The 10,818-nt window shown below is 67.9% G+C and carries 9 protein-coding genes; 6 read left to right on the top strand and 3 right to left on the bottom strand.

The window, feature by feature from the left end; genetic code table 11:
• Positions 1-392: 392 nt before the first annotated feature.
• Complete coding sequence (locus ACFYO0_RS40965; RefSeq protein WP_388686574.1) at positions 393-581, bottom strand: hypothetical protein; 189 nt, start codon at positions 579-581, stop codon at positions 393-395.
• A gap of 465 nt (positions 582-1,046) precedes the next feature.
• Here ACFYO0_RS40965 and ACFYO0_RS40960 point away from each other — a divergent pair, with 465 nt between their 5' ends.
• The 6 genes from ACFYO0_RS40960 to ACFYO0_RS40935 all read left to right on the top strand — a co-directional run bounded on the left by ACFYO0_RS40960 (position 1,047) and on the right by ACFYO0_RS40935 (position 8,087).
• Positions 1,047-1,532 carry a hypothetical protein gene (locus tag ACFYO0_RS40960; protein ID WP_388686572.1) on the top strand — a complete coding sequence of 162 codons (486 nt, stop codon included), beginning with the start codon at positions 1,047-1,049 and terminating at the stop codon, positions 1,530-1,532.
• A 123-nt stretch (positions 1,533-1,655) separates the two neighbouring features.
• The gene (locus tag ACFYO0_RS40955) at positions 1,656-3,875 is read left to right on the top strand and encodes a hypothetical protein (RefSeq protein ID WP_388686571.1); all 2,220 of its coding nucleotides are present in this window, start codon (positions 1,656-1,658) and stop codon (positions 3,873-3,875) included.
• Between the two features lie 2 nt (positions 3,876-3,877).
• Positions 3,878-4,873, top strand: coding sequence for a hypothetical protein (locus ACFYO0_RS40950; protein WP_388686594.1), 996 nt, complete (start codon positions 3,878-3,880; stop codon positions 4,871-4,873).
• A gap of 2 nt (positions 4,874-4,875) precedes the next feature.
• Complete coding sequence (locus ACFYO0_RS40945) at positions 4,876-5,742, top strand: hypothetical protein (protein ID WP_388686569.1); 867 nt, start codon at positions 4,876-4,878, stop codon at positions 5,740-5,742.
• 321 nt (positions 5,743-6,063) lie between these two features.
• Positions 6,064-6,327, top strand: coding sequence for a cupin domain-containing protein (locus ACFYO0_RS40940; protein WP_388686568.1), 264 nt, complete (start codon positions 6,064-6,066; stop codon positions 6,325-6,327).
• A gap of 863 nt (positions 6,328-7,190) precedes the next feature.
• Complete coding sequence (locus tag ACFYO0_RS40935; protein WP_388686566.1) at positions 7,191-8,087, top strand: universal stress protein; 897 nt, start codon at positions 7,191-7,193, stop codon at positions 8,085-8,087.
• A 672-nt stretch (positions 8,088-8,759) separates the two neighbouring features.
• Here ACFYO0_RS40935 and ACFYO0_RS40930 read toward each other — a convergent pair.
• Positions 8,760-9,323 carry a hypothetical protein gene (locus ACFYO0_RS40930; RefSeq protein ID WP_388686564.1) on the bottom strand — a complete coding sequence of 188 codons (564 nt, stop codon included), beginning with the start codon at positions 9,321-9,323 and terminating at the stop codon, positions 8,760-8,762.
• Positions 9,324-9,593: 270 nt separating this feature from the next.
• A complete protein-coding gene (gap, locus tag ACFYO0_RS40925; RefSeq protein ID WP_388686562.1) occupies positions 9,594-10,622 on the bottom strand; it encodes a type I glyceraldehyde-3-phosphate dehydrogenase in 1,029 nt (342 codons plus the stop codon).
• Positions 10,623-10,818 lie beyond the last annotated feature (196 nt).

The raw sequence follows: 10,818 nt of genomic DNA, 5'->3' as shown, positions 1-10,818 counted from the left end.
GGGCGCGCGGGGGGGAGCCCGGGGGGGGGTTTGGGGTTTTTTTGTCCCCACGCTTTTTTAGGGTGCCCTCGCGCTTTTGGGGTTTTTTTTTTGGGGGGGGGGGGGGGGGCCCCCCCGGGGGGGGGGGGCCCCCCCCCGACGCGCACTGCAGTCGGGCTCAGAACCCGCGGGCGGTGAGCCCTTCGTTCAGCGCGACCGAGACGATGTCAACGATGGGCAGGTGATCGAGTTCGTCGTCCAGCGCGAAGCGCTTGATCCGCCGGACTGCTTCCAGCCGCTGCTATAGACCGAAGCCGACCTGGCGGGCACCGTCGTGACCAGTGATGCGGTGCAACCCAGTGCGAGGACGCCGAGTACCTGCTCGGCCGGGGCGCGCACTACATCGTGATCGTCTAGGGGAACCAGAAGAAGCTCCGCAAGCAGCTGAAGTCCCGGTCGCGGAATGGCTCCGACTGCGTGTCGATCGTGGTGAACACGTCCGCATGCCCCAACAGGGTCTGCACCAGGTGCCAGGTGTCGCCGAACTGGGCCCGGAAGTCCCACAGTCCCTCGCTGTCCAGATGGGGCGAAGCGGCGTTCATATAGCAGCCGCCCGACCGAGAACCAGCGCAGAGCCATCGAAGGGCGAAGCATGTGAGCGGTTGCCGTCGCTCCTTCCAGCCCGCGCAGGCCACCCGCTCGTTGGCGGCGGCGCGATCAGCGCCACGCGGTGGCGGCCACCGTCGACGCTGCGATGCCGTACACCTCCGCGGCGGAACGGCGCGCGGCGACTGAGGAGCCCCGTGCCTATCCCGACTCCACGCGACTCGGGGCAGGCCCGGGACTCCACCAAACGCAGAGCAGCTCAAAAGGGGACCGTGTCATCGATGCCGGCCCGTCGGCACCGTTCCCGGTCGCCAATCCAGGACAACCCCATGTCCACGGACAGTGGGACATCCGGGTGAGCGGACAACTCAAGTCCTTGCTGGCGGACAGTTGATCTCCCTGTCCGGTATGACTATTCGTCCACTGTTGGGAGGCTCGTGTGAGTTGGAGAGGAGCCGGGCTTGTGGCGCCTGCGCCGTCCCGTTGTCAGTGACGGCTGCGATGCTGGCGGCATGATCCCTTGGAACCTGCTCGATCTCGACAAGGCCCTGCGCGCAAGCTGGGCCGCCGACACCTGTTCGCCCGATGACCAGGCCGACTGGCAGCCCGGCAACCCGGCCTGGGGGCACTGTGACATCACGGCCTTGATCGTCAACGACGTCTTCGGCGGGGACCTCATGGTGGGCGAAGTGCACCGTGACGGGACCCAGCGTAGCTTCCACTGGTGGAACCGGCTGCCCAGCGGCGTCGAACTCGACCTGACGCGCGAGCAGTTCCAGCACGGCGGGACCTGCATGCAGCTCGTCGAGCTTCTCTCCGGCCTCCAGCCGGAGCACCTCATGAACAGCCCGCCGCTCAGCAGTCAGGCCCTCACCCTCCGCATACCGCCGGCATACCGTAGGGATCACCCATCGTCACCACCCGAACTCAATCCGAAAGGCCAGTAGGGGTCGCTATCGCCCACTTTCCGAAAATTCTTGTCATCGCAGGCTCATATGAGGCATTCCCTGTCATGATCGGCGCACCCGGCGGTCCCGCCGCCGGGCTTCGTTCTGCGGCGAGGGGGGCTCATGTCGCGTGCAGACAGGATCACGAAGATTCGTCGGCGGCGCGCTCGGCAGGCACAAGTACTGGAGCGCGCCCACACGTGGGTAACGGATGTTCTGGAACGACTGCGCGAGCTGGAGGCCCTGCGGACCGAGCTGTTGGGACAGGTGCCCGATGAGGCACGGAGTCGATTGGTCGCGCTGGGCGCCGAGGTGAACGGGCTGCTGGAGGAACTCCCGGTCGAGGTCGCCGCACTCGACGCCGTCGCGGCCCGTTTCCGGCGGACGACGCTCAATGTGGGCGTGATCGGAAAGGCCCGGCAGGGAAAGAGCCGGCTCATCCAGAGCCTGACCGGTCTGACGGACCAGGAGGTGCCCACCAGCGACGGCGGGTTCTGCACCGGAGTGACGAGCGTGCTGCGCCACGAGGAAGGCGTCCCCACCCAGGCACAGGTGTACTTCCACAGCGAGCGTTCCTTCCTGCGGGAAGTGATCGCCCCCTACTACGCGGAGTTGGGGCTGGGCCCTGCCCCCACCACCCTCGAACGCTTCTCAGGGTCGTTGCCCCCGGAGCCCTCCGGGGAGACCTCCGTCGAAGGAAGCAGGTACAACCATCTGGTTCAGTACCACACCGCACTTCCCGAGTACCGCAGATACCTGGGCATGGCGTCGCCGCATCTGGTCAGTCCGCATGAGATTCGCCGGTTCGTGGCCCAGTCCGACGAGCACGACCAGCAGCGCTACCACATCTTCCGTGCGGTCCGGTACGTGCGAATCACCACCCACTTCGCGCACCAGGACTGGACGGGACTGTCGTTGATCGACCTCCCCGGTCTGGGCGACTCCAATCTGCAGGACGCGCAGCGGATCGTGGCCGCTCTCAAGGATGAGATCGACGTGGTGGTGTTCCTGCGCCGTCCGGATCCGCTGGGAGACGGCATCGACACCTCCGACTACCAGCTCTATGACCACGTGCAGCAGGGTCTGCCCGACACCGGCCTGAACCGGTGCTCGTTCCTGGTGATCAACAAATGCTCCGGCCCGAAGGGCGACAACAGCGCGAACGCCCGGAAGATGGCGGAGCAGTGGCTGCCCGCCTCGCGGTTCACCGTGGCCGAGGCCCACATCGCGGACTGCTCTCAGCCGGATGACGTGGCCAGCGCCATGGACCGGGTGCTGGATTACCTGCTGGCGAACCTCGACGACCTGGACGACCGCTACTTGGCGGTGCGCAGCGAGAAGGCAGCTGAACTGCACGAGCGTCTGGCACACGTGACGGCGCAGGCGGAGCGACTGGCCGACCTGGCGCAGCCGACCGAGATCTGGTTCCTGCCGTTCACTTCCTTGTTCAAGCAAACGCACGGTCAACTCGCCCATGCCCTTGCGGCCCTGGTGCGGGAGCTGCGTAGTGAACGGGACCTGACCGACGGGCTGCTCGCCGATGCCGTGGACACGGTGCTGGAGGCGGCAGAGTGTGATCCGGCCCATCCGACGCTGGACGAACTGGTCGCACGCGCCGCGGCCGAGGATGGGTTGAGCATGGCGTACGGGAAGTACCTCAACGAGTCGCGGGCCCGTCTGTCGAGACGCTTCCTGGAGTGCGACGTGGCCCTGCATGCCCGTACCGCCGAGATGCAGCAGCGCGTCGCGGACGTGCTGCGCGGGCCGGGCAGCCTTGGTGGGCTCAGTACAGCTCAGGACGGGCAGGAGTTCCTGCTCCAAGTGGCCGCACGAGTTCCGCGGGTGAGAGAGAACGGCGGAAGCGAGATCCGGTACGCGCTACAACTGCTGGCCGACTTCCAGCTCTCTTACCGGGGCATGCTCCAACACCGGGTACGAGCCTGCCTGGATGGTCTGCACGCCGACACCCCCGCGATGCCCTTCCCACACCAGCCGGGTCCGACGGTCCAGCAGGTTCGGGAGATGCTGGAGGTGGCGTACAACGAGGCGCTGTACACCTGCCGGAGCGAGCTGTACAAAGCGCTCGCTGATCCGAGCGCGGCCATCTTCTCGATCGTCGAGGAGTTCTACGACAGGGTCATCCCCTCGGCCGGCGTCGAGGAAGAATGGCTGGTGTTCTACCAAGACATCAGAGCCGAAATCTGGCCTGGCAGGTTCGCAGCCTTGGCCCAGGACGCCGCGCACCTGCGCCGCTGGTCGGAGAGTGTCGCGGCGGTGACGGCCCTCGCGGCTTCGACCGTCCCTGTCACACTGTTGTCGACGTCCGAGGAGGCCGTGGCGTGAGCATGCGCGACCGCTACGTCCTCGAGGTCACCATGCTCGGCCCGTCAGGCGCCGGCAAGACCTCGCTGCTCGCCTCGATGTACGTCCAGTACTCCTCGGTGATCGGCGCCACGGACCTGGATCTCACCCCAGTGGGCGACACCGCGATCAGACTCACCGACGTCGTCGCAACCCTGAAGTCCCTGTCCCGATCGGTCCAGGTCCGCGACGCGGTCGCGAATACGGCCGCGCTGGACCTGCATCGCTATGAGATAGCGGTCGGCCGCAAGGACAAGAACCCACGCTTCGTCTTGCGGTTCACCGACTACGCGGGGGGACTTCTGCGAGACCTCAACGGCAATCCCGTCGCCCAGGGCGTCAGAACCGCCCTCGCTGAAAGCCCGGTCATCATCCTGGCGGTCGACACCCCCGCGCTGGTAGAACGCGACGGGCAGTACCACGAGCACATCAACACGCCGTACCTGATGTACGAACAGGTCAAGCAGATCCTGCGGAGCGACGACAAGCCGCGGCTCCTGATCGTCGTCCCTCTGAAGTGCGAGAAATATGTAGCCACGCAGCACGGCGCCACAGAGTTGCTGGAACAGGTGCGTACGGGCTACAAGCCCTTGTTCGACCACATCGCGCACGCCAGCGTACGGTCACGAGTCGGCTGTGTCGTCGTCCCTGTGCAGACCACTGGTTCCATCCTCTTCTCATCGATCACCCATCCAATGGACGGGCAACTCCGTTTTCACTACCGCAGCCGCCGCCCCGGCGCGGAATACCGGCCGGTTCACACCGACCAGCCCCTGCGCTACACACTTCGATTCGCGCTCAATGTCTATCGGCGTGAGCGGCGCGGCTTCTGGCGCGAGACGTTTGACGGAATGTTCGGCCACGACGAGGCGCTGGAGCGGGCCATCACTGAATTCACCGAGGGCACGGTCAGTGGGCCCGGCATCGAGGTCGTACAGCCCCACCCGCATCTACAGGCGCCGACCGTGGGAGGGGCGTGAACATGACCACGACCTGGTTCATGCAGTCCCGCGGCCGCCTTTCCCACCAGGACTATTCATGGGCACCTGCCACGGCGCCGGGCACAGGAGTGCCCTCGCCGGGGAATCTGCTGGCGCAGGGCTGCGGGGGCCGTTCCATCAGCGACATCGTCGACGACTCCAAGTCTTCCCTGCTCCTGTACACGCTGCGAGAGCGCCCGGATCGGAAACAGGTGTGGATCCTGCTGATGACCGGTCTCCACCCTACGGTGACCGCCGAGAGCGACCACATGAATCGGGACATCCGCGTGTCGGTTCTGGGTGCCGGTACTGGCCCCGTCCCGCCGAGCGAACTCGCCGCTGTGGCATGTCTGTTCCTCACCGGAGGGCTGCAGAGCGGAGTGCCCGTCTCCTACGGTCTTCGGGACGCCAAGGGTTTCGCCGTGGACGCCGATGCATGGGCCGAGGTCATAGCACGCGCCACAGATCTCGCCGTGCCTCCCGCGGACAGGGTGCCCGGCCCCGACACGGTCCTGCTGGACACGGATTCCCCGGCAAACCGCCAGCGGGCCGCTGGAATGCTCGTGGACCTGACATCCCGCGTTGCGGCCGGGGACTTCTCCGCGGGCAAGGCTCGACTCGTCGGAACCGAGGCCCGGCCGTTCCTGGTCGTCACCTCTCTCCTGGGAGCGGAGTCGCTCAAGCGTCTGATGCCTTGGTGCGGACTCAGTGAGCGCGTCAGCGGACAGGAGCTCGCCCATGTGAGCAAAGAGTGGGGACGGAACAAGGTCAGGGCAATCACGGGCAAAGGGGTGACGTCCGGATTAGCGGTGTACGCCGTGCTCACCGTGCTGGCGGCGATCGGCGCGATGATCGCGCTACTGCTCTAATGAGCACTTCAGGCCACTGGCCATGCCATAGAGGTCCGGGACTGCGGCTGGCAGTGGACCAGGGGTGAGGCCCGGCCTTGCCAGGCGGTGAGACAGCACCTCAGCGCGGCAAGGGGTGCGGCCGGGCAACGTTGGCCCAACTCAACGCGCCCAAGGCGCGCGGGCACGGAATTGCGACCGTGCGCTGGGGTTCGCAACCGATGCTTCTCTGTGCGCTGGACCGGCCGCCCAAGTCGCGGGCTCGCGGGCGTCCGGCGTGAATGCGTGAACCGGCTGCGGCGGGGGGCGCCGACTCCACGGACATCGCCCGACGGAGGTGGGATGGACAAGTTCTGGGAAGCGGCCGGTACCAAGCTCGCCGACCGCTGGGCGGCTGTGTCCGGACCGGCACTGGTCATCCAGGTCGTCCAGGGCCGCCTCGACCTGGTCCTGGGCGACGAGAAGACCGAGGCAGTGCCGGGCAGCTCGATCCACCTGCCCGCTCGACTGCCGCACACCGTGCGCGCCACCGAGCCCAGCGTCATGCTGCTGACCATGCTGCCCGCCACGGAACCGTCCGGATCCGGGGCGCCTTCAACAGCCTGATCGGCCGCTGGTCCAGGCTGTGCGATCGCCCGGCCATGGACCAGCGTGGTCAGCGCTCCAGCGCCGCGGCCACGTGGGCGGCGATACCTCGCACAGGGCGGTGATGCGGACATGGCCGGCATAACGTGCGGTGAACTGAGCAGTGGACATGTCCGGGGAGCCGAAGGGCTCGTCGAAAGCGCGGCGCGCATACAGCGTGAGATCCAGCCCTCAGGCAGCCGTCGCCCGACCGGTCACCCAGCGGCACAAGGCCCGGGGTGCCCTGGCGGCGCATCCACATCCGGGAGTCAGCCTGGATTTCGTACGGATCTCCAGTGCCTGAGGGACCAAACTCGCCACCGAGCGTTTCTCCGGCCAGGGGTGTCCCGTCGGGCAGGCCGTCACTGCAATCGATCACGCGATCTCAAGGACGTCCCGTACGGGGCGGCGGGGTGTCGCCGGGCCCTTCGGGCCGTAGCCGAGACGCAGCACCACAAGAACAGCCGCAGACAGCGCAGTTCATGGCGGTCAGCGAAGGCACTGCCTAATGCGTCGTGCAGCAGTGGCTCCTCGTCCGCGAGGAGCCATACGCGACGATCTCCATGTGCTCTCCTCCGGTGGAGCGGTTGATCATCTGCACCACCGTAGGACCCGGAGCCATGAGACAGGTCCGATGGGCCTCAACGGCCAGTCCGGACTGCCACACACACCAGGGACGCTCCTGCGAGCGCGCACCGCGGCTTGCTCCGCGCGGTGCCTGGACGATCCTGCGCGCTCGCCCAACAGGGCCGACAGCCTTGCCTACTTGGGCCAGTCGGCCCTCCCTCGGAACTCCCCTGAACTGCGAGCGTGATCAGTACACCGATCCCGAGGAGGTCCTCACCATGCCCCGTACCGTGACCGTCGGCCTGGACGGCTCGCCCGAGAGCCTTGCCGCGGCGGAGTGGGCCGCCCGCGAGGCCGAGCTCCGCGCACTCCCGCTGCATCTCGTCCACGCCTGGGACTGGCAGCCGTACGCCGAGCCCGTCTCGGACGACGAGACGCGCCGCCACTGGGCCGACCGCGTACTGCACAAGGCGACGGATCGTCTGCGCCACCACCACCCGGATCTGGAGCTCACCTCCGAACAGGTCCGCGAGGCACCCACGACAGTACTGCCGGCGGCGGCCGAAGAAGCCGAACCTCTGGTCATCGGATCCCGCGGCCTGAGCGGGATCGTCGGCTACCTCGTCGGATCCGTGGCGCTCAGCGTCGTGGGCCAGGTCACCCGGCCGGTCGTCCTCGTACGTTCCGGTGCGCGGGCCGAGGACGAGCACCAGCTGGATCCCGAGGGTCGCCCGTCAACCACGACCGCGTACCGCGATGTCGTACTCGGCCTCGACCACGAGCATCCCGACGACACGGTGATCGAGTTCGCATTCGAGGCCGCGGCCCGCCGCGCGACGACCCTGCGCGTTGTCCACGGCTGGAACCTGCCGCCCTACTTCGCCTACGGACTGGCCGCCGACCCGGCGCTCACCAACGAGCTGAACCAGCAGGAGAAGAGCGCGGTGACCGAGGCGCTGGCTCCGTGGCGCGAGAAGTTCCCCGGGGTCGACGTCGTCGAGCAGATCGCGATCGGCAACGCGGGGAATCATCTGGTCGATGCGGCCCGCGACGCCTCGCTGGTCGTCGTCGGCCGGCACATCCGCCGCACCCCGCTCGGCACCCGCATCGGTCCGGTCACGCACGCGGTGCTCCACCATGCCAAGGCGCCCGTTGCGGTGATCCCCCACGAGTAACTTGCAGCCGCCAGTTCGGAGAGACGCTGCGCCAACACCGTGGGGGAACGAAGCGCTACCGCAGCGGCTCTCCGGACCGTGCCTGCCCGTTCGAAAGGCCTCGCGGTCCGGATGTCACTCTTACAAGGTGACGCGGCGAAGGCCGGGGCTCCACGGTTACTGGTCCGAACGCAGAACCTTGCGCCGGCCCGCTCCGCAGAGCCGGACCGTTTGCCCGTCGCGATCCCCAGAGCAAGCAAGCGGCACCGTGCGCGCGTTGCAGTGCAAGCACCATGCCCAGGACCCTTGGATTGCGCTGTCTGTCCGCACACTGACGACGGTCGGACGGCATCCTCATGGGGAGGCCATGAGCCGTGGTCGGCCATGACTACCCAGGGCCTCCGGCTGCCGTGCCACGGCCCGGCAGATGCATGGCCCCGATCCGACGCAGGAGTGCGGATCGGGGCTACTGACACAGTGCATGTGTGTCGCATGTCAAACGCACACGGCGATCCGCAGGACACGCTCTCGTCAGAGACAGAGCTGGTGTTTCAGTCCTGCGACGTGACGCCCGACTCAGACCACTTCCGTGTTCCTTGAACGAGTCGCATCACGCGGAGCGCTTCGGAGTTCGCGCGGGTGCCTACGGTCGTCGCAGCGGCAGCGAGACCGCCGCCCACGATGCGGCGGCGCTCAGGCGTGCTTGCGGGCCCAATCCGGGCCGACCTCGGCCCATTCGCGTTCCCACGCGCCCGCGCGGTGCGCGTCCAGGCGTCGCCGGACGACCCAGGAGCCGGTCAGCAGCACGGCGCAGACCCCGCCCGCGGCCAGAGCCCCGGACAGTCCGGCCCGGGCTTCCACCTCTGCTGTGCCGAGGGATTCGTCGGTGAGGGCTCCCCTGTCATCGGTCCACACGGTGGCCCGGTCACCGGTGTTGAGGCCCACCTTCACCTTCGCGTCGCCGGTGCGAGTGGTTCCGTCCGGTGCGGTCCACCGCACCGCTGTACGCGCCGACCCACCGTCCATGTACGCACGCAGGGCCGGTGCGTTCTCTGTCAGCACCGCCGTGGTGCTGTGCAGGTCCTGACGCTGTCGGGCCAGGGTGTCCTGAACTGTCCATGCCGTCACCGCCCCGGTCATCGGCGCGCCGATGACGATGACCAGGCCCGTCGCCAGGACGACCCACGCCTCCGTGGCGTCCGACCTGCGCCGCAGCGGATTGCGCCGCCAGCGCCACAGCCTCCCCTTGGTACCCATCGTCACGCCCCCCTTGTTCCGAGTGCCGCCTCGGTCGGGTTCCGGGCGGTACGACACAGGTACCGTCCCAGGCCGGGGCGGTAGCGGCCGAGGGCCGGGCGGGCCCGCGCCAGGGGCCGATCGGCCCGAAGCACACTGCCTGTGGAGAGACCTTCGGCCCTGGCACGGATCCAGAGCCGGGCAGCACGAAGTCTCCGTGGAACGGCGACTGGCCGCCGCCCGGAGTTCGATCCGGTGCGGCGGCCAGTGTTGGGGACGGAGACGCGATCGTCAGTTCGCCGGAAGACGGGCCGCGACGTATTCGGTGAGGTCGAGGAGCCGGCTGGTGTAGCCCCATTCGTTGTCGTACCAGCCGAAGACCTTCACCAGGTTTCCGTGGGCCTGGGTCAGCGGTGCATCGAAGACGCAGGAGGCGGAGTCGCCGACGACGTCGCGGGAGACGATCGGGGCGTCGGACACCCGCAGGATGCCCTTCAGCGGCCCGTCGGCGGCCTCGCGGAACGCGGCGTTGACCTCGTCTGCGGTCACCGCCCGGTTCAGCACCAGGGTCAGGTCGGTCAGTGAGCCGTCCTCGACCGGGACGCGGACGGCGAGCCCATCGAGGGTGCCGGCCAGCTCCGGCAGCACCAGACCGACCGCGCGGGCGGCTCCGGTGCTGGTCGGGATGATGTTCACGGCGGCGGTACGGCCACGACGCGGGTCCTTGTGCGGGCCGTCCAGCACGACTTGGTCGTTGGTGTAGCCGTGGATGGTGGTCATCAGACCTTTGTCGATGCCGAAGGCCTCGTCGAGGACCTTCACCATCGGTGCCACGCAGTTGGTGGTGCAGGAGGCGTTCGAGACGACGTGGTCGCTGTCCGGATCGTACGTGCCCTCATTGACACCCATCACGATCGTGGCGTCGACATTCTTGCCGGGCACCGACAGCAGCACCTTGCGGGCGCCGCCCTTCAGATGGAGACCTGCGTCCTCGCGGGTGCGGAAGCGGCCGGTCGACTCGATGACCACGTCGACGCCGAACTCGCCCCAGGCCAGCTCGGCGGGGTCGCGTTCGGCGGTCACGGCGATGCGGTGGCCCTCCACCGTGATGGACGTGTCGTCGTGCTCGACGGTGCGGCGCAGGCGGCCGTAGGTCGAGTCATACTCCAGCAGATGGGCCAATGCCGCCGGGGAGGTGAGGTCGTTGATGGCCACCACCTCGATCGGTGTGCCGATACCGGTCTTCGCGCGCTCCAGCACACCCCGCAGGTAGTTGCGTCCGATGCGTCCGAAGCCGTTGATGCCTACCCGCACGGTCATGTCCGTCGTCCTTCCGGTCCGTCTCTCGTGTGTGAGACCAGCCTGCGAGCTCCGTGTCGGACGGGACGTGGGCCGTACGGGGGCGGATCGAGGGACGTTCGGCCCGACAACACCTGCCCCGGTCGGCAGCGGGAGGCCTGCGGCCTGCCGTGCCGAGCGAGGCCACCGGCCCCGGACAGGACGGCTGTCTGCAGGG

Source organism: Streptomyces sp. NPDC006365 (genome assembly GCF_042870755.1).
Taxonomy (GTDB): Bacteria; Actinomycetota; Actinomycetes; order Streptomycetales; family Streptomycetaceae; genus Streptomyces; species Streptomyces xiangluensis.
Note: the sequence above shows the minus strand (reverse complement) of the source record. Positions and strands in the feature narration are given on the sequence as shown.